Origin of the sequence: Aquirufa nivalisilvae (assembly GCF_004307455.1) — a bacterium.
Lineage (GTDB): Bacteria > Bacteroidota > Bacteroidia > Cytophagales > Spirosomataceae > Aquirufa > Aquirufa nivalisilvae.
The window spans coordinates 273541-299230 of record NZ_SEWX01000002.1; the positions used below are offsets into that span (position 1 = coordinate 273541).

At 38.6% G+C, this 25690-nt stretch carries 14 protein-coding genes; 10 read left to right on the forward strand and 4 right to left on the reverse strand.

Going from position 1 to position 25690, the window contains the following annotated elements:
- Nucleotides 1-94 precede the first annotated feature (94 nt).
- Complete coding sequence (locus EWU22_RS04600; RefSeq protein ID WP_130924601.1) at nt 95-11875, forward strand: T9SS type B sorting domain-containing protein; 11781 nt, start codon at nt 95-97, stop codon at nt 11873-11875.
- 21 nt (nt 11876-11896) lie between these two features.
- Here the strand turns inward: EWU22_RS04600 and EWU22_RS04605 are convergent, their stop codons facing one another.
- Nucleotides 11897-12346 carry a regulatory protein RecX gene (locus EWU22_RS04605; RefSeq protein WP_109322185.1) on the reverse strand — a complete coding sequence of 150 codons (450 nt, stop codon included), beginning with the start codon at nt 12344-12346 and terminating at the stop codon, nt 11897-11899.
- Nucleotides 12347-12352: 6 nt separating this feature from the next.
- A complete protein-coding gene (gene hemA, locus EWU22_RS04610; protein WP_109322186.1) occupies nt 12353-13639 on the reverse strand; it encodes a glutamyl-tRNA reductase in 1287 nt (428 codons plus the stop codon).
- Nucleotides 13640-13743: 104 nt separating this feature from the next.
- Between hemA and EWU22_RS04615 the strand changes: the two genes are divergently transcribed.
- From EWU22_RS04615 to EWU22_RS04645, 7 genes are read left to right on the forward strand one after another with little or no spacing between them, the layout of a single operon-like run.
- Complete coding sequence (locus EWU22_RS04615) at nt 13744-14568, forward strand: SDR family oxidoreductase (protein ID WP_130924602.1); 825 nt, start codon at nt 13744-13746, stop codon at nt 14566-14568.
- A gap of 4 nt (nt 14569-14572) precedes the next feature.
- Nucleotides 14573-15568, forward strand: a complete 996-nt coding sequence (locus EWU22_RS04620) for a YheT family hydrolase (protein WP_130924603.1) — start codon at nt 14573-14575, stop codon at nt 15566-15568.
- Nucleotides 15558-17468: a phosphoglycerate dehydrogenase gene (gene serA / locus EWU22_RS04625; protein ID WP_130924604.1), complete on the forward strand. Its 1911-nt coding sequence runs from the start codon at nt 15558-15560 to the stop codon at nt 17466-17468. Before EWU22_RS04620 ends, serA begins: the two co-directional genes overlap by 11 nt.
- A gap of 7 nt (nt 17469-17475) precedes the next feature.
- Nucleotides 17476-18558: an aminotransferase class V-fold PLP-dependent enzyme gene (locus EWU22_RS04630; RefSeq protein WP_130924687.1), complete on the forward strand. Its 1083-nt coding sequence runs from the start codon at nt 17476-17478 to the stop codon at nt 18556-18558.
- Nucleotides 18559-18568: 10 nt separating this feature from the next.
- Complete coding sequence (locus EWU22_RS04635; protein ID WP_109322191.1) at nt 18569-19561, forward strand: Gfo/Idh/MocA family protein; 993 nt, start codon at nt 18569-18571, stop codon at nt 19559-19561.
- Nucleotides 19562-19563: 2 nt separating this feature from the next.
- Complete coding sequence (locus EWU22_RS04640; protein WP_130924605.1) at nt 19564-20220, forward strand: GDSL-type esterase/lipase family protein; 657 nt, start codon at nt 19564-19566, stop codon at nt 20218-20220.
- An 11-nt stretch (nt 20221-20231) separates the two neighbouring features.
- The gene (locus EWU22_RS04645; RefSeq protein WP_130924606.1) at nt 20232-20978 is read left to right on the forward strand and encodes an NUDIX hydrolase; all 747 of its coding nucleotides are present in this window, start codon (nt 20232-20234) and stop codon (nt 20976-20978) included.
- A gap of 17 nt (nt 20979-20995) precedes the next feature.
- On the opposite strand, the gene EWU22_RS04650 is transcribed toward EWU22_RS04645, so the two are convergent.
- A complete protein-coding gene (locus tag EWU22_RS04650; protein ID WP_161566791.1) occupies nt 20996-21952 on the reverse strand; it encodes a hypothetical protein in 957 nt (318 codons plus the stop codon).
- Nucleotides 21915-22631 (reverse strand): YebC/PmpR family DNA-binding transcriptional regulator, encoded by a 717-nt coding sequence (locus EWU22_RS04655; RefSeq protein WP_109322195.1) that lies wholly within the window; start codon nt 22629-22631, stop codon nt 21915-21917. Before EWU22_RS04655 ends, EWU22_RS04650 begins: the two co-directional genes overlap by 38 nt.
- Nucleotides 22632-22813: 182 nt before the next feature.
- Here EWU22_RS04655 and EWU22_RS04660 point away from each other — a divergent pair, with 182 nt between their 5' ends.
- Both EWU22_RS04660 and EWU22_RS04665 read left to right on the forward strand, forming a co-directional pair.
- Entirely contained in the window at nt 22814-25057 is a 2244-nt protein-coding gene (locus EWU22_RS04660; RefSeq protein WP_109322196.1) for a DUF5916 domain-containing protein, read from the forward strand.
- 24 nt (nt 25058-25081) lie between these two features.
- Nucleotides 25082-25588, forward strand: a complete 507-nt coding sequence (locus tag EWU22_RS04665) for a DUF2911 domain-containing protein (RefSeq protein WP_109322197.1) — start codon at nt 25082-25084, stop codon at nt 25586-25588.
- The last annotated feature ends 102 nt before the right edge of the window (nt 25589-25690 follow it).

The window sequence follows — 25690 nt, forward strand, 5'->3', positions numbered from 1 at the left end:
TATATATTCTTCAAGTAATATTAAAATTAATGAATTTAAGAAGCCTGTTCATTTTCAAACACCTTCAAAAAGCCAAACGGCCGTTCAATTAAGGTTGTCTTCTTCCATTACTACCCTTGAAGCAGGTGGTAAATTGTATGTTGATATTGAAGCAATCGATTCACAAGGACAAGTCGATATTGGGTATCAAGGCTTCAAACAAGTATTATTTTCTATTCTTGAAAATCAATTATTAGATTATCCTGCTTTAGTTAATAGTTCCATTATAAGTGTGCCCACACCCACATACTTTGTCAAGGGGAAGGCTCAAGTCGTAATGGAAATATTTACATCAGGATTAACATCCATTCAAGCTGATGAAAGCGGAATGATATCTAATACCCTTTCTATTCAGATTAAAAATAGTGCGTGGAGTAGCTTTAAAATTAGATTAGAATCAAATTTTAAAAATCAAGTACCCATAAGTGGAGTTAATCAAATTTCGGCTATTGATGGTTTTGGTAATGTTATTTTAGATTTTGATGCAAGTAAAAATCCTGTGACTCTCACAAGTGCTGCACTAAACGGAGTTATTAGAGGATTAGGGTCAAATGGTAATAATGTATTGAATCAATCTACAGATTTTGTAGCTGGAGTGGCTGATCTTACAGCCCTAGGTTTTACTTATACTGGATTGTATTTTGATTTTGACGTCTTTGCAGCATCATCTGAGAATGGATATTATGTAGAAAGTGACATGGTAGAAATTATTCCTAACGATTTAGAGGCTACTTATTTTGAATTAGTGGGAGGTAATTCATCTAAAGCAGGTAATATATACTCATTGAAAATAGTAGCTAAAAATGTAGTTGGTCAGACTGATTTTAATTATTCAGGGGTTAAAAAGCTTGAGTTCGCAGGGGCAAGTGTAATTGGGCTGTTTGCCGCAACAGCCAATGGAATTAATTTTGGAAATCAGATTGATGTTAGTTTTACCAAGGGTGTTGCACAGGTTAATTTGGTCTTTAAGAAAGTCGAACAAGCCAATATTTCGTTGAGTGATGGGGTTATTTCAACAACTTCCCCATTATCTATTCAAGTTAATGCTAGTTCAGCAACGCATTTTGAAATCAATGGTAGTTCGAGTCAACAAGCAGGAGCAAAGCAGACATTGAGTATCAAAGCTCTTGATATTTATGGAAATGTAGATAAGGGTTATATGGGAGGCCTTTCAGATGCTAGTTTGGTTTTTACAGGAGCAAATACATCTGTTAACCCCGAGCAGAATCCCCTTGTTCAAGGCAGATATCAAACAGGCATATTTAATCAAGGTTTACTTGTGTTATTTACTCAAGGAGAAGCATCAGTAGACTTAACATTGTACAAAGCCGAACAAGCATCCATTTCAGTAAGCAATGGAATGCTTTCATCGAATTCCTTCTCCATTCAAGTAAATGCTAATCCAGCAACACATTTTGAAATCATAGGTCAGTCGAGTCAACAAGCAGGAGTTTCACAAACATTGAATATTCACGCAGAAGATGCTTATGGTAATGTAGATGATCAATATTTTGGAACAAAAACCTTAACCTTTATAGGAGCTAGTCCTACAATAAACCCAGTAAGAAATCCAAGTGTATCAGGCGTAGATTTTGGTCAACCTGTTCAGGTTGATTTTGTGAATGGCAAAGCTCAAGTAGATCTAACAATATATAAAGCAGAACAAATAGACATATTGGTTAGTTATGGAGTTATTTCTTCCAAGGCCTTAACCATTCAAGTAAATGCTGGTCCGGCGATTCAATTTGAAATTAGTGGCAATTTAATTCAGCAAGCAGGAGCATCAAAAACGTTGAATATTCATGCGGTAGATACCTTTGGCAATATGGATAATCAATATACTGGCACGAAAACATTGATTTTTTCGGGAGCAGGCTCAACGACTAATCCATTAAGAAATCCTACAGTTTCAGGAGTATCCTTTGGTCAGCCTGTTCAGGTACTATTTACGAATGGAATAGCCCAAGTAGATATGATCTTATACCAAGTGGAAATGGCTAATATTCAGGTAAGTGATGGTAGCCTATCTGCGAAATCAGCGTTTTCGATTCAGGTAAAATCCAATCCAGCTACCCATTTTGTCATCAGTGGGAATGCGATCCAACAAGCGGGAATTACCCAGACTTTGAGCATTAAAGCGGTAGATGCCTATGGGAATGAAGTAATTGAATTTACAGGAACAAAAACCTTAACTTTTACAGGAGCCAATCCAGCGACAAACCCAACTCGAAACCCTACCATTTCAGGTGTGGAATTTGGTCAGCCTGTTCAAGTGGAATTTGTGAATGGGATTGCGCAGGTAGATTTAATGTTATATAAAACAGAGTTGGCATCTATTTCATCAGGCGATGGAACGATTGCATCGAATTCCTTCTCCATTCAAGTAAATGCTAATCCAGCAACACATTTTGAAATCATAGGTCAGTCGAGTCAACAAGCAGGAGTTTCACAAACATTGAATATTCATGCAGTTGATGCCTATGGAAATGTAGATAATCAATATTTTGGAACAAAAACCTTAACCTTTATAGGAGCTAGTCCTACAATAAACCCAGTAAGAAATCCAAGTGTATCAGGTGTAGATTTTGGTCAACCTGTTCAGGTTGATTTTGTGAATGGCAAAGCTCAAGTAGATCTAACAATATATAAAGCAGAACAAATAGACATATTAGTCAGTGATGGAGTTATTTCTTCCAAGGCCTTAACCATTCAAGTAAATGCTGGTCCAGCGATTCAATTTGAAATTAGTGGCAATTTAATTCAGCAAGCAGGAGCTTCAAAAACGTTGAATATTCATGCGGTAGATACCTTTGGCAATATGGATAATCAATATACTGGCACGAAAACATTGATTTTTTCGGGAGCTGGCTCAACGACTAATCCATTAAGAAATCCTGCAGTTTCAGGAGTGTCCTTTGGTCAGCCTGTTCAGGTACTATTTACGAATGGTATTGCTCTAGTAGACTTGATGTTATTCAAAGCGGAGCAAGCCACCATTTCGGCAAGTGATGGAACGATTGCATCGAATTCCTTCTCCATTCAAGTAAATGCTGGTTCAGCTACACATTTTGAAATTAGAGGAAATGCTACCCAGCAAGCGGGCTCGATTCAGACATTGACAGTTAAGACCTTGGATGAATATGGAAATGTAGATACCAATTATAAGTTTGGTTTTGCAGACGTTAATCTTACATTCTCAGGAGCGAATGCATCAATTAATCCCGTATTGGATCCATTAATAAAAGGTCGGTATGTCACAGGATTGATGAATAAAGGTTTAGTGGTATTGTTTAATCAAGGAGTTGCTACAGTTGATTTAACATTGTACAAGGCAGAAAAGGCATCCATTGTTGTATCCGATGGGATATTATCAAGTAGTCCATGGGAGATTCAAGTTAGTGCAACGCCAATCAATAATCTAAGTCTAGTATTACAGAATGAGCTTCAAATAAATGAAGTTATCGGAGAAAATAATCAATTAATTGCCAAGGATGCATACGGGAATGTGGCAACTAGTTTTAATCCTGCCTTAGATCCAATAAAAGTAAGCACAGATCTTCAAGGGACCGTCGTTGGAAAGGATGGGAATTCTTCCTTAGTCATTGACCAATCAACACAATTTATCCAAGGTATAGCTAATCTGAAAACGATAGGATTTAAATATTTGGGAGAACCGGGAGATGGAACATTTACTTTTTCAACAGCTTCTGGTATCAAAGTGAAGAGTGCTTTGGTGGTTGTTTATCCAACTAAACAAAATAAATATAGGTTTAAAATATTAGGGGAATCAAATCAAATAGCGGGAAGGAGTCAAGTGCTCAATATTGCCATCCTTGACACCTTGGGATCTCCTATAAATTCATTTAATGGATTTATGGAAGTAATATTTTCTGGAGCCAATACTTCTCTTGCTCAAAATGGGAGTCCAATTGTTTATAATAATTTGAATTTACCTATTCCATTCGGAACTCGGACAGCATTGTATTTTGAGCAAGGTATCGCTCGTGCTCAGTTGACATTATATCGATCAGAACTGGCAACTATTGGTGCTGTAGAAATGGGAACCAATGTTATACCACAAGACCAAGACAAATTATTGATACAAGTTAAAGCAGCAGATTTATATCAATTAGTTCCTGCATTGACCAGTCCGCAATATACGAGGCAAATATTTTCAGGAACCAATACCTTAACTGCCAAGGATGAATATGGGAATGTTTGTTTGGAATTTAATGCGGCAAACAATCCAATATCACTTTCATTGACAAGTGAAGATAACATTGGTTTAAAGAGTTTAGGAGATACCAAGATCCTGTCTCGCCCAACTGATTTTACTCAAGGTGTTGCCAATTTAAGTCAATTAGGACTCTATATTTCGAGTTTGGAAGGGAATAAGCAAATTATTTTCACTTCCAAAACGGGAATAAGTGTAACAAGTAATTCAGTCCAAATAGTCAAGTCGGCCCAATCTGTTTTTTTACATATTTCAGGTCATACCAGCCAATTGGCAGGAGAATCTCAATGGTTTCAAATTCAAGCTCTTGATGCTAATGATCAACCGGTAACTGATTATGAAGGGGCTAAATCACTCTTGTTTTATGGAGCAGGACAAGCTATTTCTAGTCAATATGTGTCGACTATTCAGGATTCATTGAGTAAGATTCAAGGGGATTTTGGTAAACCAATACTAATTAATTTTACTAGAGGCAGAGCCTTTGTAAAGCTGAATTTGTATTTGGCAGAAAAAGCATTTTTAACAACCCGTGAGTCCATAAATACAGGGGCCATTGCAGGAGATTCATGGACGATTCAAGTGGAGGCTAATAAAGTAGCACAAATAGTGTCTAGCATAAGTAGTCCTCAAACCAATGGCCATCCGTTTGTAGGAGTAAATACCTTAACTGTAAAAGATGCCTATGGAAATGTGTGCCTCAATTTTGATGCATCAAAAACACCTGTAACTGTATCCACATCGACTAATGCCAATATTTTAGGATTGGGTTTGGAGAAAGAAAATAGACTAAATCAATCGACCGATTTCGTGAATGGTGTGGCTGATTTAACAGCTTTGAGTATCCTGTATTATAGCTCATCCATTGCATCAAAAAGTTCTAATAAATGGGTCAATTCTACGAAACAGGTTCAAGCGGCTCAGAACAGTCAAGTAGATCCATATAACCCTAGTTTTATTTTTTCCTTAATTTTTGAATCTAGTTTGATTAGTACCACCTTTTCAGGAGTCCAAATAGCCGGTCAAGAAGAGCGATTGATTATTTCGGGGTCTAATTTACAGTTTGCTGGGAGAAGTCAATATATTAAAATTCAAGCGAAAGATGCCCAAGGGGTTTTAGTTAGAACATACTCAGGAATTAAAAATTTACAATTTTCAGAATCTGCATCTTTGGGCATTTCGGGCACCCAAGCTACTGCCAATGGAATTCCTTTTGGTAGTAATACCCCAATTCAGTTTTTTGAGGGCTCTGCTACCATCAAAATGATTTTGTACAATTTGTCGCTAAAAGATACCATTGCAGTTCATGATGGGACTATTGGGAGTGATTTGACAACGGATAAATTAATTGTTCAGGTATCAGATGGAAATTTCAGTAGCCCAACAAGCGGGAATCAGTACGAACTGACTGAAGACATTTACTTTGCTTTTGATGCTAGACAAATTCCTGTTTGGAGTATTCAAGGCAGAAATGTGGTATTACGAATTGATAAGACAAAAATCACCAATGATCAATTGGCGGATGTTACTACATTGGCCAAAATGGTGGAGCGCACAGATGCTCTGTATGAATTTTATAAAAATACCTTAGGCTATGAACCTCCTGGAGGTAATCCCAATTTTGGCTATAAAACCAGTGTGTTTTTTGGTGTTCCATCCTGTGGAGCAGGTTGTGGTTTAGTTGGGGCCAAGGGGATTGAAGTCAGTGGTTTTGAAAATATTTTTTATAACCTAAAAACTAATTCCAACATTAACCGTGATGTGATTTTGGCCTACGAATTCGGAAGGAATTTCTTTGATTTTAGTAGTAAAGTCCTATTCCCATATGCCCCTTATTCCAATGAAAAAAATGGGGGTATGGCTGAGGCTTTTGCCAGTTTATTTACAGCTTATGCCTTTGATCATATAATAACTGACCCCAACCAGCGATTGTATAATGAGGCTCTGACAAATATTTCATGGTTTAAAGAGAACTTTATTGGCTATATCAATGATTTAGAGGCTAATCCTTATAATGTTTGGGCCAAATGGGATCGTGTAGGGTATAATGATTACAATCGAGGAACTGGTACCAATACAGACGATGAACCCGCCTGGAAAGCAGTTGGGCTATTGCAAGGGATATTTGATACTTTTGGAAGGTCTATTTTATTCCCTAAATTCTTTTTGGAATTAAGAAAAATGCCACAAGTGAATAGCATTGAAGACGCACTCAGTAATATCGCTCAAGCCGCGGCTAATTGTACCCAAACCAATTTGGTGCCATTTTTTAAAAATGTAGTCAAATTTAATTTAAATGCCTCCACTGAAGCGGCTATGAATGCCTTGCCCGTACATGCGGACCGACTCATTCGCTATGAAAATCTACTATGGTTTTTATCCCCATTTCATACTGTTCGAATCAATATTCGAAGTATCAATTATTTAAATAATCAGCATTGGTATGTGATAAAAAAAGGGAATATCATTATTTCATCAAGCCAACACGGAAACAATGAGATTCCTTATTCCATACTAGGTAATCAAAACGAGGTTAATTTGACCATCGAGATGCAGGATGCCAATCATCAAGTGTTGGATTCATATCCCATTACGTTAAAGAAAAGACATCAAATAGACTTATTGGATTACCCAGAGGATTTGCATGCAGCTAGCGTAGTTTCAAAAATATACCAAGAATCAGGTAAAGTTGTGATTGAAAATGAAAGCCCCAATCTCTACGATCATGGACATTTGGTACGCTCATTTAGAATTGTGAAAGATCGAACGATGCTTTTAACGAGTACCTTGAGAAGAATTGGTCCAAATTATCAATTTGGGATCTTTTCAAATTTCGCTACCATTTTTACCAAAGGGACATTTTATGGAACTAGTTCATTGCGATTGGGCTATGATATTGGTCAAAACAACACAAGCAGTGATTTTACATTAAATCAGTATGCATATTCTCGAAATATGTTGAAAACGGGAGCCGAATTGAGTGTAATAAGTGTCGGAGTAGAGTCCATTGGTGTTGGACAAAAGACCTATTTTTCCAAATTATTGTATCGTGATGTGACAGATACCGATGGTGATGGAGTTATTGATTTTGAAGATAATTGCCCAAGCACCTATAACCCTAATCAATTAGATACAGATAACGATGGCTTAGGGAATGTTTGTGATGATGACCTAGACAATGATGGGAATCCGAATGGCACAGATCCTAATCCTTTGATTGCCTTAGTCAATGATGATGTCATCCAGCAAGATTTTAATGCTGGGCCCATAACACTGAATATATTACAGAATGATGATTTCTTGCCAAGTTCAAATTTAAGTATTAGTAAAATTTCAGGGACAGCCCTCGGAAACTTAAATTTCCAAGTTTCCACAGGTAATATGGTTTACACTCCTGCTGCAATGGATGCAGATTCTGTGTCATTTACGTATCAAGTTTGTTATCTCCCAACGGGAGTTTGCTCTACTGCCCAAGTAACTATATTAAATACTTGGCAGGCTTCTAAATTTGTGATAAGTGGAAGTTCAAGTCAAGTAGCTGGAACGAGTCAAACAGTGACCATTCGAGCAACTACTAAAAATGGAACAATCGTAACGGATTATACAGGAAACAAGCAATTGCAATTTTCAGGGACGAATTCTTCTTCAGCACCTACTTATAAATCTCAAGCGAATGGAGTTAATTTTGGACAAGTAACACCAGTTCATTTTGTTAATGGTATTGCCCAAGTTGATTTGGTGATTTACAAATCAGGTTTGGATTCTATTAGTGCCCAAGATGTGTATATTCAGACCCTTGGATTAGACAGGTTAGGAGTGGATGTTTCTGCCAAATCATTTCAAAAGTTGGCCGTACAGTTACAAAGTCCTCAAGTTAATCAAACGCCTTTTTATGGTTTCAATAAACTGTTGGTAGAAGATGAATATGACAATCCTGTAAGTTCATTCAACGCCACGTTAAATCCGATCACTATCACAACGAGTCAAGGTGCTTTGATTTCAGGCTTATCAGGAGGAAATCGATTAGTTAGTTCCAGTGATTTTCAGCAGGGCATGGCTAATTTAACCCAATTGGGCATAACTTATACAGGTGCTATTGGCTTAGATACCTTGATTTTTCAACCAGCCATAGGATTGGGAACTAAGGCGAGGATTGAAATTTTGTCTGAACTTATTAAACCTACTCAGCTACGCTTATTGGGAGATTCCGTTCAAGTAGCAGGAAGCTCACAGCTTATTAGCCTTCATGTATTGAATGATTTAGGAGAAAAAGTTGATACTTATACAGGAACCAAAACAGTGTTGTTTTCAGGAGCACAAAATTCGATCAACCCCATTCTTCAACCTCAAGTACTTGATAATCAATCGCAAGTAAGAAGTTTCGGTTCTGCAACGAGCATTGATTTTGTTGGTGGGATCGCTCAGGTTTCCATGAAGCTATTCCATGCTTCATTGGCCCAAATCCAGGTTCATATATTGGAAGATACCTTGGTATCTAGCATGTTGCATGTAACTGTAAAAGCGGGGCCATTGGCTAAGTTTAGTTTACAAATGACTAGTCCGCAAACAACAGAAACGCCTTTTGTTGGAGTTAATACATTGAGTGCTTTGGATGCTTATGGAAATCGAGTGCTTGATTTTAACGCGGCGTTAAATCCCATTCAGGTAACTAGTACTTTGCCTGGTTTTATTTCTGGCCTTTCTGGTGGAGATCAATTAAATAGTGCGGGCGACTTTGTCCAAGGCATTGTCAATTTGAGTCAAAAGGGAATGACGTATTTAGGCCCAGAAGGCAAAGGCTATTTTATGTTCAAAAGTAGTACAGGTGTTCAAATTACCAGTAATCTGATTGAAATATTGATGGCTGATTTTGATGGCGATGGAATCCCCAATTCCATGGAATGCTATCAAACCTTTACGTTACTAGGGAACTGTCAGGATTTTGATGGCGATGGAATTCCGAATTCGTATGATTTGGATTCAGATGGAGATGGTATTCCAGATGCTCGTGAAATGAATCGTGATTCGGATGGAGACCGCCATGCAGATTACCTGGATCTAGATTCAGATAACGATGGAATTTTAGATTCCATAGAAGGGGAATTTGATCCTGATGGTGATGGCATTCCTAATTACTTGGATTTGGACTCTGATAATGATGGTATTTTAGATGCTTGGGAAGCCACAGATAATAAGCGAGGCGTAATAGATGATAATTACGATGGGCGAGTGGATAAGAATGGCTTATTACCTGATACGAATGGAAATGGCTTGGCTGATTTTCTAGAAACAGGTTTTGGAGGTAGCCCAGCGCCAGTACTTGATACAGACCATGATGGCAAGGCAGACTATGTAGATGTGGACTCAGACAATGACGGAATCTTGGATAGCATGGAAGGAACGAAAGATGTAGACGGTGACAGCTTTCCAAATTACCGAGATTTAGATTCAGATGGAGATTGGCTGGGAGATCAGGATGAAAGGAATGTAGATAATGATTTGGATGGTATTCCCAATTACTTGGATTTGGATTCAGATGACGATGGTATTCCGGATGCATGGGAAGGGAAAAATAAGTGTGCCACGTGTCAACAAATGAAAGATGATTTAGATGACGGTTGGGATGACCGAGGGCAATATGTCAAAGTCATTGATACAGATTCAGATGGTACTTCTGATTTTCTAGATTTGGATTCAGATAATGATTGCATCCCTGATCGAATCGAATTAGGTGCTGATGGTGATGGGGATGAAATTCCTAACTTTAGAGATTTGGATTCGGATAATGATGGAATATTGGATAGTCAAGAAGCTGGCGACTGCCAAGATCCATGGGATACAGATTTAGATGGTTTATTTGATTTTGAAGATGCAGATTCTGATAATGATGGTATTCCAGATGCAATAGAAGTAGGTGCCAATCCGACCAAACCTGTGGATACGGATGGAGATGGGAAGCCTGATTATTTAGATGTAGATTCAGATAATGATGGAATTCCAGATGCCGTGGAGGCAGGATCAAATCCCAGCCAACCTGTGGATACAGATGGAGATGGGAAGCCCGATTATTTAGATCTTGATTCTGACAATGACGGAATACCAGACGCAGTAGAGGCTGGTGCGAACCCGAGCCAACCAGTGGATAGTGATGGAGATGGGAAAACAGATTATGTGGATGTGGATTCCGACAATGATGGTATGTTAGATTCTTTAGAAGCAGGTTTAAATCCTAATAAACCTTTGGATACGGATGCTGATGGTTTAGAGGATTTTAGAGATTTGGATTCAGATAGTGATGGTATACCTGATTCAGTAGAGGCAGGAGATTTTCTTCACCCTTTTGATACAGACTTAGATGGTAAACCCGACTATCGCGATGTGGATTCGGATAATGATGGGATCCCAGATGTTGTGGAAGCAGGACCAGAACCAAGAATGCCTTTGGATTCTGATGAGGATGGACATGCCGATTTTCGAGATATAGATTCCGACAATGATGGTATACTGGATGGTTTAGAGGCAGGTAAAGATTTGACTAAGCCGATTGATACAGATCTTGATGGCAAACCTGATTACCGAGATACAGATTCGGATAATGATGGTATTCCAGATGCCGTGGAGGCAGGCAAAGATGCTAGTCATCCACTGGACTCGGATGGAGATGGGAAAGAGGATTTTCGAGATGTGGATTCGGATAATGATACCATACCTGATTCGGTGGAAGCGGGAGTTGATCCTCAAATTCCTGTAGATACTGATGGGGATGGTTTGGCGGATTATCGAGATGTGGATTCTGATAATGATACGATTCCCGATTCAGTGGAAGCTGGCCCAACGCCAATAATGCCAGTGGATACGGATCTAGATTTGAAGCCAGACTACCAAGATGCGGATTCAGATAATGATACCATACCTGATATAATCGAAGTTGGTCCAGATGTCTATCACCCTTTGGATACGGACTTAGATGGAAAAGTGGATTTCCGTGATGTTGATTCGGATAATGATGGGATCCCCGATGCGATAGAAGTGGGTCCGAATGTCAATGTGCCGCTAGATTCGGATGGAGATGGCCTAGCGGATTACCGCGATGTAGATTCAGATAATAACGGAATCAGCGATACAGTTGAAGCTGGGTCCGACCCATTACATCCTTTGGATACGGATTCAGACAGTATTCCAGATTACCGTGATTCAGATGATGACAATGATGGGATAATTGATGTCTATGAAAATGATATCAATTATGGAGGCATGCTAGATTGTGATCAAGATGGAATAGACAATCGGGTGGATGCGGATATTTGTGAGGTTTTTGCACCTCAAGCTATTTCTCCCAACCAAGACGGAATCAACGATGTTCTCGTGATACCTGGCATTTTTAGAATGCAACCGAATCGATTCGTCATCGTGAATCGATGGGGAGATGTGGTTTATGAAACCAATAATTACCAAAATAATTGGGGAGGTTTGACAGATAAGACAATTGGTCTTTTGACTAATGATGGAAGGTTACCTGATGGGACTTATTACTATTATGTGGATTTCTTTGGCAAATATCCTAACATCAGAACCTTTGTTTATATCAACCGATTAGCCAAATAGCGTGATAGGATTTGAGCTTTTTTAATTGAGCTGTTGAATGTACAGGGAAATTAAATCGGGCTCAAATCCTTTTCTCATGGCATATTGGTAGCATTTCTGCTTTTTTGCCCAATCATTGAGATCTTTTAGGTGCTTGAATTTTTCATTCAGCATGGATTCCAAGGTGGATTCATAGGGGAGTTCGCGTAATTCACTTAAGGCTGTTTGAACTAAAGCATCAGAAACTTGTAGTCTTTTCAGCTCAAACTTGATTTTATTTCTGCCCCAAGATTTTTGGTTGAATTTAGACCTGACAAATAGCCTTGCGAATCGCTCTTGATTGAGGTAGTTGTTGTCTTCCAGCCAATCCAAATAGGCTTGTTGGTCCTCAGGTAATACCAAAAAAGAGTCCATTTTTACTTGAATTTCCCATTTACAGCGTTCCTGATAGGCGCAGTAGCGAGCCAGTTTCTGTAACACCTCCGATTTCATGGAAAATTATTGGATAGGAGAGCTTGAATCAACCTCCTCGTATGCCTCCAAATTGAACAAATCATTCAACGCATCCACCATACTATCTGATTCGCCTCGTTTACAAGCGGCTTTTAAATGGATGATCGGCTGTTTGATAATTTTTTGAACTAAACTAGCCGTAATTTTCTCCAATTTCTCAGCCTCTTGAGGATTTAAGCCTTTTAGATGGCGATTGATTTCTTCTTTACGGATTTGCTCTAGTGCATTTTTTAATTTATGAATAGTCGGTGAAACTTCCATTTCTTTAGACCAATCATTGAAACTAATCACAGACTCATCAATGATCCGACGAACATCGGGTACAGAGGCCATCCGAATACGCAATGCTTCGTCGGCTCGTTCTTTCAATGAATCAATGTTATAGAGTAATACACCCGATATTTTTTCGATACCATCTTCAATACTTCTTGGTACCGAAAGATCAATGAAATATTTGAAAGTCAATATCGATAGTTTCTTTAATTCTGCTTGAGTGATAATTGGATCTTGGTTGCGTACTGAGGAGATAATGATATCTGCTTGCGCAATTTCCTTCCACAAATCTTCAATTGGTGCCACACGGAAAGGTTTATCGTGGGCTATTTTTTCCGCCTTTTCTAAGGTACGGTTCATGATGGTGATCTCTGCGAAATCTTTATCCTCCATGTTTTTACACACATCCAAGCCAATTTCCCCCAAACCTAAAATCAATACTTTGGGTTGAGTAATGGCCTGAGACAATTCTTCCGCTAAGGCGACAGTCGCATATGACACTGAAGCCGCACCATCACGGAACGAGGTTTCTTGTGCTACTCGCTTATTAGCATAGAAAATCGTATGCATTAAGCGGTGCAAATATGGACCAGCTAAATTTAAATCGGCAGATTGTTGATATGCCTTTTTGATTTGATTGGGAATCTGTAAATCTCCAACCACTTTAGATTGTAATCCAGTAGCTACTTCGAATAAGTGTCTTAAAGATGCTTCTGCATCTGATTCATGATGGAAATAAGGGGTGTATTCTTGCGTTTGATGCAAGCCCTTTTCAATCAATAAACTCTTAACTAAATCGTGGGAAATATCTTCTGGGGTATTGTAATACACCTCTGTACGATTGCAGGTAGATACAATCAACATTTCTTGTAATCCAAAAAGATCTTTACATTTAATAGCAAAGGCTCTACTTTCTTCCTCATTTAATGCCACTTGCTCACGAATCGTGAGAGGAGCAGAGCGATGAGAGATACTAATAGACTTAAACGGAATTGACATTCGGTGGTTTTGAAAAATAATTAACAAAAGTACAAACCAAAATTTATTTTATGTACTGTCTTGACAAGAAAATAGTAAATTAGACAAAGTTTAAATAACACAAGATGGACTTCAGCAACAAGACAGTTTTTATTACCGGTGCTTCAAGAGGTATCGGATTTGAAATTGCAAAAAAAATGGCTTCCGTGGGCGCAAACGTAGTTATTGCTGCTAAAACAGCCACCCCACACCCCAAATTACCAGGCACCGTTTTTTCTGCAGCCGAGGAAATTGAGCGTTTGGGCGGCCGAGCTTTACCATTAGTCTTGGATATTCGTGATGAAAATCATGTTTTTGAAGCGGTAGAAAAAGCGGTTGAGACCTTTGGAGGCATTGATATCTTAGTTAATAATGCTTCCGCCATTTCTTTGACTGGGACCTTGTGGACCGACATGAAAAAGTACGACTTAATGCATCAAGTCAATGCCCGAGGAACTTTTTTGACATCCAAAGCCTGCTTGCCTCATTTGTTGAAAGCGGAAAACCCTCATGTATTAACGCTTTCTCCTCCTTTAAATATAGAAGCGCGTTGGTTTGAAAACCATGTGGCCTATTCTATGGCCAAATTCGGTATGTCGCTTTGTACCCTGGGTATGGCAGCTGAGTTTAAAAATAAAGTAGCCTTTAATTCACTTTGGCCTAAAACCATTATAGCCACGGCCGCTATTGAATTTGCCGTTGGGAATTCAGATATGCTAGATCGGTCTAGAAAGCCAAGTATTATGGCAGATGCAGCCTATGAAATATTTAAACAAGACCACGTTACCTCTACAGGACAGTTTTTTATAGATGAAGAAGTCTTACGAGCTGCTAATTATACCGACTTTGATGTATACAAAGTCAACCCGAAGTGGGGTGATCATGAATTAATTCCTGACTTTTTTATTTAATGCCTTGCCTTTAATTCAATCAGTTCCCACTTATCGACCTCCTTTTTGGTTACCCGAAGGACATACCCAAAGTATGTTCACCGCCTTATTTCGAAAAATAAATAACCTAGCACCTAATCGGGAGAGGTTGATATTAAGCGATCAAGATTTTGTAGATCTAGATTGGTACATCGATGCACCTTTGTCTGAAAAACCATTACTTATTATTTCCCATGGTTTAGAAGGGAGTAGTCAGGCGCAATACGTTAAAGGTTTGGCCAAAACCATGATAGGACAAGGTTTCAATGTGCTTGCTTGGAACTTTCGATCTTGCTCTGGGGAGATGAATCTTAAATTAAGATTTTACCATAGTGGTGCCACCGAGGATTTGGAAGAGGTGATTCAAACCTGTATTCAGCGAGGAGCGAATCGCATTTATTTGGCAGGTTTTAGTTTAGGAGGAAATCTTACCTTAAAATGGTTAGGGGAACAAGGGCAAAATCATCCAAATTTGATTCGAAAAGCTGTGGCATTTTCCGTACCTTTGCACCTTTCAAGTAGTAGCCGAAAGTTGGCACGACGAGAAAATGGACTCTACACTCATCGATTTTTACAAACTCTTCTATCTAAAGCAAAAGAAAAAGCCGTGCTATTTCCCACGGCTGTCGATGTGGCTATTCTTAAACGAATTAAAACATTGAGGGAGTTTGATGATGTGATTACGGGTCCATTGCACGGTTTTAAAGATGCAGAAGACTATTACGAACAAAATAGCTCGCTGTATTTTTTAGATAAAATTCAGGTTCCTACCCTGGTAGTGAATGCCCAAAACGATCCATTTTTATCGCCCGAATGCCTTCCGGCATCTCTGGCATCAAACTGGGAAAATGTCTTTTTGGAATTACCCACTCAAGGTGGGCATTGTGGATTCTATCCTTCAGATTATCGAGGAACCTTGTGGTCGGAACAACGGGCAATGAATTGGTTTTTGAATAAAGAAACGATTAATTATGTCGAATAAACAGTTGGAGCCATTGCACATTGTGATTGATTTTGATAGCACTTTTACCAAAGTAGAAGGGCTAGATGAGTTGGCGAATATCGCCTTACAAGGAAACCCGAAACAAAAGGAGATTGTCTCCAAGATTCGGGAAATTACCGAAAAAGGGATGTCAGGGTCCTATTCATTTGCTGATTCGTTGCGCGATCGCGTTGCTCTTTTATCAGCCAATCGGGGTCATGTAGACCAATTGATTGCTTTTTTGAAAGGTAAAATATCAGATTCATTCAATAGAAATAAGGAGTTTATCCAAGAACATGCAGAGCAAATTCTAATTGTTTCTAGCGGCTTCAAGGATTTCATTGTTCCTGTAGTACAAGAATTAGGCATTCCGGCCGAAAATGTTTTTGCCAATACCTTTAACTATGATGCCGAAGGTAATATTACGGGATATGATCACGATAATTTATTGTCCAAAGACCGCGGTAAAGTAAGCCTCTTGCAATCATTGCAATTGGAAGGAGAAGTGTATGTTATTGGAGATGGGTATACCGACTATGAATTGCGTGAGGCAGGTTTAGCCAATAAGTTTTTTGCTTTTACTGAAAATGTATCTCGCAAAGTGGTGGTGGAGAAAGCAGATCATGTGGTGCCATCTTTAGACGAGTTTTTATACATCAATGGATTGAGCCGTGCTCAGTCTTATCCTAAATCTAGGATTAAAGTTCTTCTTTTGGAAAACGTTCATCCACATGCCGTTCAAGCATTTAAGAAAGAAGGTTTCCAAGTTGAATTATTGAAAGGAGCCTTGGATGAAGCAGAATTGATTGAAAAAATCAAAGATGTGTCCATTCTTGGTTTGCGTTCCAAAACCAATTTGACTAAAAAAGTATTGGAACATCCCAATGCCGCTCGTTTAATGTGCGTTGGTGCTTTTTGTATTGGAACCAACCAAATTGATTTAGCGGAATGCGAAAATCGGGGAATTGCAGTTTTCAATGCGCCTTATTCCAATACCCGTTCTGTCGTGGAATTGTCCATTGGCTTAATGGTTATGCTAACACGTAATATCTTCGAGAAGTCGACCCGCATGCATGCCGGAGTTTGGGATAAATCAGCTACCAACTCCTACGAGATTCGTGGAAAAAAATTAGGCTTAATCGGTTATGGAAATATTGGAACTCAAATTTCTGTGATTGCGGAGGCCCTAGGTATGGAAGTGTATTTCTATGATACCGTTGATAAGTTGGCCTTAGGGAATGCCAAAAAATGTTCAAGTTTGAAAGAATTGTTGAACTTGGCTGATTTTGTGAGTTTGCACGTGGATGGTAGAAAGGTAAATACTAACATCATTGGGAAGCAAGAATTCTCTTGGATGAAGGATAATGTGATTTTCTTGAATCTTTCAAGAGGTCATGTGGTGGAAATTCCAGCTTTGGTAGAGGCGATTAAATCAGGTAAAGTGTGGGGAGCAGCAATCGATGTATTCCCGTATGAGCCTAAGACCAATGACGAAGAATTCATTAATGAGTTAAGAGGTTTGCCAAATGTTATTTTGACTCCACATATTGGAGGATCTACAGAAGAGGCACAAGCCAATATTGGGGAGTTTGTTCCGGCAAAATTGTTGCAGTTTATGAACAATGGTAGTACTTATGGTTCAGTAAACTTCCCTGAATTACAATTGCCTCCATTGGAAAATGCCCATCGTTTATTACATATCCACCAGAATGTACCAGGTATTTTGGCACAAATCAATAATGTATTTGCCAAGTATCACGTTAACATCATTGGTCAATACTTGAAAACAACGGAGAAAACAGGTTATGTAATCACAGATGTGGCCAAAGAATATTCCGAAGAAATCGTCAATGAATTGAAATTGATCGATAATACCATTAAGTTTAGAATGCTTTACTAATTATATGATGCAGCCCGTATTTTTTACCCCTGGCCCAGCGGCACTTTATCCTACTGTTCAAGGACATTATGAGGAGGCTTTTCGCTTGTCCATTGGTTCCATTTCGCATCGTTCAGCCCAGTTTAGGAAGATATACCAACATGCCGATGAGCAATTGAGGACGTTGTTTAATTTACCTAAACAAAACAATGCCATCCTTTTTACGGGGTCTGCTACAGAAATTTGGGAACGTATCATCATGAATACGGTGGAGCATGAGTGTTTCCACTTAGTGAATGGTTCTTTTTCAAGGAAGTTTTTTGATTTTGCTCAAGAGTTGCACAAATATGCCCATGCAGCGCATAAGCCATTTGGTGAGGGTTTTGATGCTTCTGATGTGGATGTACCTGAGTATGCCGAGTTGATTTGTGCTACTGCCAATGAAACCAGTTCCGGTGTGCAAATGCGTTCACAAGAAATACATAAATTAAAGAAAGCGAATAAGGATAAGTTTTTGGCCGTAGATATGGTTTCTTCAGCTCCTTATACTAACCTCGACTTTAATTTAGTAGATACTGCATTTTTCTCTGTTCAAAAGGCCTTTGGTATGCCCGCTGGATTAGGTGTTTGGATTGCCAATGAAGCCATGCTCGAGAAAGCAGAAAGAATGAAAAAACACGAAGGTGTGATTGGAACCTACCATTCATTACCAAGTCTTTGGGAGAATTATAAGAAGTTTGAAACGCCTGAAACTCCCAATGTGATGGGGATTTATGTCTTAGGTAAAGTGGCAGAAGATTTCAACCGAATTGGTGTGGATCAAATCCGTAAAGAAACGGACCGTAAGGCGAAAGCACTCTATGATTTTGCTAAGAAATCGGATCGTTTTGAGGCCTTTGTTGAGAATGAATCACATCGTTCACAAACCGTAGTTGTTTTGAATTGCCAAGAAGCAGCTGGGACTGTCATTCAAAAAGTGAAAAATGCCTCAGGCATGATAGTGGGTGCAGGATATGGCAAAATGAAAGAAACACAAATAAGAATTGCTAATTTCCCTGCCGTTTCAAGTGAACAGGTAGAGGCATTGATACAAACCTTGAACTCTATTTAATTAGAAGAAAATGATTAATCCTGGAAATTCCATTCGTTGGGGCATACTTGCCTGCGGAAAAATCGCACGTAAATTTGCCGATGATTTAGCTTTTGTGTCAGATGCTCAACTGACTGCTGTGTCCTCTAGAGATATCCATCGTGCGGAAGAATTCGCGTCACACTATCCAGGTTCAAAGGCATTTGGTTCTTATGAAGAAATGCTTTCCAGTGGCCTGATTGATGTGGTTTATGTGGCATCGCCCCATGGTTTACATCATGCGCATACTTTATTGTGTCTAGAAGCTGGAATACCTGTTTTATGCGAAAAGGCATTTGCAGTGAATGGCCGACAAGTCTCAGAAATGATACAAAAAGCAAAGGAAAAGAACTTGTTTTTAATGGAGGCATTATGGACAAGATTTCATCCATCTGTAGCAAAAGTATTAGACATTATCGAGTCGGGGAAGATTGGTCAAATTCGTCATGTGGCGGCTGACTTTGGCTTTAAAGCAGAATACGATGTGGAAAGTCGTTTATTCAACCCCGTTTTAACTGGAGGTTCTTTGATGGATATTGGGATATACCCCTTATTTATTTCCAAATTGTTGTTAGGACAACCTAAAACGTTGCTAGCCACAGGTACTATGGCACCTACGGGAGTCGACATGAATTGTGCCATTGCGACAAGTTATGAAAGTGGTGCTACGGCAACTTTGTTTTCTACTTTAGCAGCTCAAACTGATACCACTTGTACAATTTACGGTAGTCAAGGTAAAATAATGATGCATTCTCGTTTTCATGAAACCTTTGGAATTACAGTAACTTTAGAGTCAGGTGAAGTAGAAGAGTTTGAATGCGAACGCAAAGGATGGGGTTATTCTTATGAGGCAGAAGCAGTGCAAGCTGATTTACGAGCAGGCCGATTAGAAAACAAATGGATGACACACCAGTTTAGTCAAGAGTTAATGGGATTATTAGATGAAATTAGAAAACAGATAGGCTTAGTCTATCCTAACGAATAAGTATGAAAAAACACTTATTACTAGGTTTGTTGCTGTTATCCAGCACAGGCCTTTGGGCACAAATCGACAAATTTGAAAAGGAAATTAAGGCATATGAATCACAAGATTCACTTGCTATGCCAGCAAAAAATCTTCGATTATTTTTCGGGAGTTCCAGTTTTCGCCTTTGGAAAAGTTTCAACCAAGATATGGCGGCATATCCGTCCATTAATCGGGGATTTGGCGGTTCTACCTTAGAGGAAGCCTTATATTATTTTGATCGTATGGTACTTAAATACCAACCAGCTTGGGTATTTATGTATGAAGGAGATAATGATTTGGCCAAAGGACAAAGTCCCGAGTTTATTGCCCAAGAGTTTGTGGTGTTTTCCAAGCGTTTGAAAGAAAAATTACCTAACACAAAATTGGTGTTTATAGCTGCTAGACCTAGTTTAGCTCGTATTGCCATGTTAGATAAGCAAAAAGATTTAAACGGTCGTATTCAGCAAATTATAGCCAAAGAAAAAGGAAGATTTTATATTGATATGCAAAGCCCTTTTTTCCGTGCTGATGGCAGTTTAATGGACGATATATTTGTTGCGGATCGCTTGCATTTGAATGAAAAGGGATACCAACTATTTGTGAAGCAAATTCATGAATTTATTCAAAAGCATCCCTAAATAGTAGGTTTATGGTGAAAAATTATTCAGGAGCTAATTGGTTGCCTCATATTTCAGTGGATTGCGTGATCTTTGGATTTCACGAAAATCAATTGAAGGTACTTTTATTGAAATTTAAAAATACGACGGTTTGGTCACTCTCAGGAGGATTTGTTAAATCCAGTGAAGACATTGACCAGGCTGCTAGCCGAGTATTGTTTGAAAGAACAGGCTTGAAAGATATTTATCTGGAGCAGTTTTATACTTTTGGCGATGTTAAAAGGAATCAAGATGCCATCAAGCAGCATGAGAAGATTCAAGAACAAATTGGAGAAACTCGGGTAGATACTTCATTCCTTTCAGACCGATATATTTCGATTGGCTATTATGCCTTGGTGGACTTCTCTAAAGTTAATGTCAATTTAGACCAAATGTCGGATCAATTCTCTTGGGCCGATATTCATGATATTCCTTCTATGTTTTTGGACCATCGGGCTATTATTGATAAAGCCTTAGAAAGGTTGCGTTGGTCTTTGGATCAAAAATTATTAGCCTTTAATCTATTGGCAGAGACATTTACCATGTCGGAATTGCAACAAGTCTATGAGACTATTTTGGGTAAAAAATTGGTACGCACGAATTTCCAAAGGAAGATTTTAAGTATGGATATTTTGGTCCGCTTAGAAAAGCGCTACCTAGGAGGAGCCCATAAAGCACCCTATTTATATCGATTTGATGAGAAGAAAGCAAAAGCTTATCTTTCTGAATCTGATTTTTAATTTAAACGGTTACCTAACTATTTAAATTTATTATACCAGATTTCCTGTTCTGCTACTTGGATGCCATGCTGCGTATCATCATCGTATGACTTTTGTGTGCTATTCATCCAGCGGTAAGCATCCAAAAACCACCATTGCAGCTCGCTTTCATACCAAAGAGGTCTTAATTTCTTTTGTTGGATTTGTTCCTTAAATAGATTGGCAGCTTTTTGGGTAATATTGAAATGGGTTGACTCGTGGTCAAGGGCCCTATCTGGAAGATTTTCTTTTTTCCAAGAAGATGAGCGAAGCATATACACCTTTACTTGTATAGGGAGATAAAGAATACCTCGCTCTATGCGAGGAGCTGCATGGTATTCAAAATTGCTAAATATTTGTGCGGCAAACCGAGAACCAGGATATGGTTTGGCCACAAAGTCGCTCCAATCCAATTTCTTTTGGCCGTAGAATAGGGTATCTAGATCCAACTTCTTGGGGACATAATCAGGTAAAAATTCTACCCTTACTTCTTGGATTAAATGAGGGTCTTTATCCCAATTGTTTTTCCACCAAGTGGCAAATTGTGATTGTAGACTTTGAGAGCTTAATTTCGCCATTTCTTCCCAATGAGCTGATTTGCTTTTAAATCCTTGGGTTTTGAAACTGATTTTATAGGTATACAGTAATTGAGGGCCTATGATGGAGTCTCGATCTACATATATTTCGGCTTGAAATTGGAACGTTTCCTTCGAAGAGAAATCAAATTCTTTTACCTGAACATGTAGTTGAAAGTCAGCAGTAGCACTATGGCTTAAAAGCTGCTTTTGAAAATACAGTTGAGCTGTCGGATTGACACCCCTTATTTTTTTAAATTGATAACTTGGAATCTGCCCGGATAGGGTGAATGATGAGAACAAATAAAAAGCACCTATCACTAGGTGCTTTTTAATGCTTGGTTTAACCCATATTGTGGTAAACGTTTTGAACATCATCATCTTCTTCCAATCGTTCAATCAATTTTTCAACGTCCGCCACTTGTTCGTCTGTTAACTCTTTGGTCTCATTAGGTATCCGCTCAAAATCGGCCCCTAATAATTCATACCCTTTTTCTTCTAAGTACTTTTGAATAGCGCCAAATGCGGTAAACTCTCCATAAATATTAATTTGATTGGTTTCTGTATCTAAAAACACCTCATCTCCTCCTAAATCAATCAATTCAAACTCGAGCTCTTCCAAATCGATCTCAGGCTTAGCTGCAATCTTGAAAGCCGATTTGCGGGTAAATATAAAATCCAACATTCCTTGAGTACCCAAGCTACCTCCGCATTTAGTAAACGAAGAGCGAATATTAGCTACTGTACGATTGATGTTATCCGTTGTGGTTTCCACTAATATAGCAATACCATGTTGGGCATATCCTTCATAAACAATTTCCTTATAATCCTCTTGATCCTTAGAAACGGCTCTTTTGATGGCACGTTCAACATTATCTTTTGGCATATTAACTGCCTTGGCATTCTGAATGATGGCCCTTAGACGAGAGTTTCCAGTAGGATCTGCTCCACCTGCTTTTACAGCAATAACAATGTCTTTACCGATTTTTGTAAACGTTTTGGCCATTTGACCCCAGCGTTTAAACTTTCTTGCCTTTCTAAATTCAAAAGCTCTTCCCATAATTCGTTGCGATAATTAATACTAGCTACAAAAATAAAACAAGCAAAAGGATTTTTGTCGATTGAAATAAAAAAACTCTAGAATTATTTACATCATCTTCAAGGCCTTGCCCTACAAGACCTACCTAAGCTTCCGTTTAATTTGGCTAAATTGCAGTTAATTGATTCACGACAACCATTTTTATGAAGCGACTTCTTCTCTTATTATTTACGCTTACTACATTTTCATCTCTAGCTCAAACAGCCAAACGAAACGAAATTTTTCAAATGCTTATTAAGCCTGCCAAAGGTTCCCTTAAAATGGATGGTAAGCTCGATGAAGCAGCCTGGTTAGAGGCCGCCAAGGTAAGTGATTTTGTTATGTGTAATCCTACTGATACACTTTGTTCCAATGTCCGTACGGACGTTCGAATGACCTATGATGATAAATACCTCTATATTTCAGCCGAATGTTTCCTGAAAGATCAATCACGTTATGTGGTGGAATCCTTGAAGCGAGATTTCAGTTTTGGTATTAATGATAATTTCCTTGTTTTCATCGATACTTTCGATGATAAAACCACCGGTTTTTCTTTTGGGGCTAATGCTGCTGGTGCACAGTGGGACGGACAGATGTCGGAAGGGGCCAAAGTAAACCTAAACTGGGATAATAAATGGGAGTCTTCCACTTCCTACAATAAAGAATCTTGGATCTGGGAAGCAGCTATTCCATTTAAGTCCATTCGTTACAAAAACAATAGCACTCGGTGGGGAATTAATTTTAGTCGATTGGACTTGCAAGCGAAAGAAAAATCGGCTTGGGCGCCGGTACCAAGACAATTCCCTACGGCCTCTTTAGCCTATTCTGGGGTTTTATTATGGGAAACGCCACCTCCAACTCCTAAGCAAAATATTTCGGTTATTCCTTATGTTTTATCAGGTGTAACTAGCAATTATGAAGCCCAAGATCCCACTAGTTTTAGAAAGCAGATTGGAGGGGATATCAAAGTAGCTTTAAGTTCAAGTATGAACATGGACCTGACCATTAATCCCGATTTCTCTCAAGTGGATGTGGATCGTCAGCAAACCAACCTAGATCGTTTTGAATTATTTTATCCTGAGAAACGTCAGTTTTTTATTGAAAACTCGGATTTATTTGACGGCTTTGGAACGGAAACCATTCGTCCATTTTTCTCTCGCCGGATTGGTTTAGCATTAAATAACAGAACAGGGATTTATGAACAAACACCTATCACTTACGGAGCTCGAGTGAGTGGTAAATTAACCAATGACTGGAGAATTGGTTTGTTGAATGTACAATCTCAGCGAATTGATGATAAGGGCGTACCCACCCAAAATTATTCCATGGTGGCCCTGCAAAGAAAATTATTTGCTCGCTCCAATATCGGTATTTTTATGATCAACAAGCAGTCGTTCATTGATACCGAATTACAACGTCAAAATGGCTTTGCCGAATTCAATAGAAATATTGGGGTGGAATATAATTTAGCCTCTTCCAACAATTTCTGGACAGGAAAAGTATTCTACTATCAATCGATTAGTCCAGATGCCAAAGCTAATAATTTTGCTCATGCAGCCTCATTGGCTTATAAAGACAATCATTGGATCGTGAGTTGGAAGCATCAGTGGGTAGGAGATAGTTATAATCCAGAAGTAGGGTATGTACCTCGTGTTAATTATACTAATATTAACCCAGAAGTAGGAAAAATCTTTTATCCAAAGAGTAAAACCAGTAAGTTATTTTATGCTCAAATTCGTTTGAATAGCTTAAGCTTTTGGAATAATTCAGGAGGTTTGACAGATAATACCACCTATATAGCTTTAGAAGGAAAAATGAAAGATCAGGCGAGCTTCTCAGCTTTTCATGGCTATGATTATGTTCGTTTATTATATGATTTCGACCCAACGCGTATGGGAAATATTCCTGAGAAAAAGGGGTCTGAACATACTTGGCGTTCAGTAGGTTTGGGTTACACATCCTCTCCAATCAAATTGTTTACTTATTCTGTCACTTCTCGTTTTGGAGGATATTATGGTAATGGAAATAGAACTGGTATTACGGGAGAATTGGGTTATCGTTTTCAACCGCATGTGGGGATTTCCATGGCAGTGGATTACAATAATATCTGGGGTGTGGAAGTGCCCGTTACACAGGCAGATGGAAGTACGACTAAAATTATTTCAGCATCTGAATTTTGGATTATTAGACCAAAAGTGGACATCACCTTTACCAATAAATTGTTTTTCACAACCTTCTTTCAGTTGAATCAACAAACCAAGAACATGAATCTTAACGCTCGTTTACAATGGCGTTACAAGCCAGCTTCGGATTTCTTCTTGGTTTATACCGACAATTATTTACCAGAGAATTTTCATATAAGAAACCGTTCCATAGTGTTAAAATTGAATTATTGGCTTAATTTGTAGGTCTAAAAATTAACAAACACAACCATGAAAAAACTTCTTGTTATTCTTTCTTGTATTTTAAGTTTTGGAGCTTTAGCTCAAAGCCCCGCTTCCCCTCCAGCAGTAGCCTCTCAAAAAGTGGGTACTACTCAGGTTTTGATTAAATATGCTAAACCATCTGTTAAAGGACGCTTGGTATTCGGAACCAAAGAACAAAAAGCCTTAGTGCCATATGGTGAGGTTTGGAGAACGGGAGCTAATGAAGCTACAACCATTGAATTTTCGAAGGATGTCGTAGTTCAAGGCAAGCCTTTAGCCAAAGGTGTATATTCTTTGTTATCCATTCCAGGTCCAACGGAGTGGACCATTATTTTCAATAAAGAGTCAAAAATGTGGGGAGCTTACACCTATAAAGCAGATCAAGATGCTTTACGAGTTACAGCTAAACCAAGTGAGCATGCTATGACCGAGCAATTTAACATCGGTGTTACAGAGACAGGCCAAGTGACTTTAGAATGGGATAAAACTTCTGTTTCCTTCTACGTGAAATAGGGTAAATGAATTAAAATTTAAGCGAACCAAACAGGTTCGCTTTTTTTATGTCAAAAATTCATTTGAATTCCTCAATGCTTTGGTTATTTTTACCCCATTATG

Coding starts and splice junctions, on each gene's coding strand:
- EWU22_RS04605 (WP_109322185.1), bottom strand. CDS start 12,346: ATGAAATCGGAGGTGTTACAGAAACTGGCTCGCTACTGCGCCTATCAG.
- hemA (WP_109322186.1), bottom strand. CDS start 13,639: ATGTCAATTCCGTTTAAGTCTATTAGTATCTCTCATCGCTCTGCTCCT.
- EWU22_RS04615 (WP_130924602.1), top strand. CDS start 13,744: ATGGACTTCAGCAACAAGACAGTTTTTATTACCGGTGCTTCAAGAGGT.
- serA (WP_130924604.1), top strand. CDS start 15,558: ATGTCGAATAAACAGTTGGAGCCATTGCACATTGTGATTGATTTTGAT.
- EWU22_RS04630 (WP_130924687.1), top strand. CDS start 17,476: ATGCAGCCCGTATTTTTTACCCCTGGCCCAGCGGCACTTTATCCTACT.
- EWU22_RS04635 (WP_109322191.1), top strand. CDS start 18,569: ATGATTAATCCTGGAAATTCCATTCGTTGGGGCATACTTGCCTGCGGA.
- EWU22_RS04640 (WP_130924605.1), top strand. CDS start 19,564: ATGAAAAAACACTTATTACTAGGTTTGTTGCTGTTATCCAGCACAGGC.
- EWU22_RS04645 (WP_130924606.1), top strand. CDS start 20,232: ATGGTGAAAAATTATTCAGGAGCTAATTGGTTGCCTCATATTTCAGTG.
- EWU22_RS04650 (WP_161566791.1), bottom strand. CDS start 21,952: ATGATGATGTTCAAAACGTTTACCACAATATGGGTTAAACCAAGCATT.
- EWU22_RS04655 (WP_109322195.1), bottom strand. CDS start 22,631: ATGGGAAGAGCTTTTGAATTTAGAAAGGCAAGAAAGTTTAAACGCTGG.
- EWU22_RS04660 (WP_109322196.1), top strand. CDS start 22,814: ATGAAGCGACTTCTTCTCTTATTATTTACGCTTACTACATTTTCATCT.
- EWU22_RS04665 (WP_109322197.1), top strand. CDS start 25,082: ATGAAAAAACTTCTTGTTATTCTTTCTTGTATTTTAAGTTTTGGAGCT.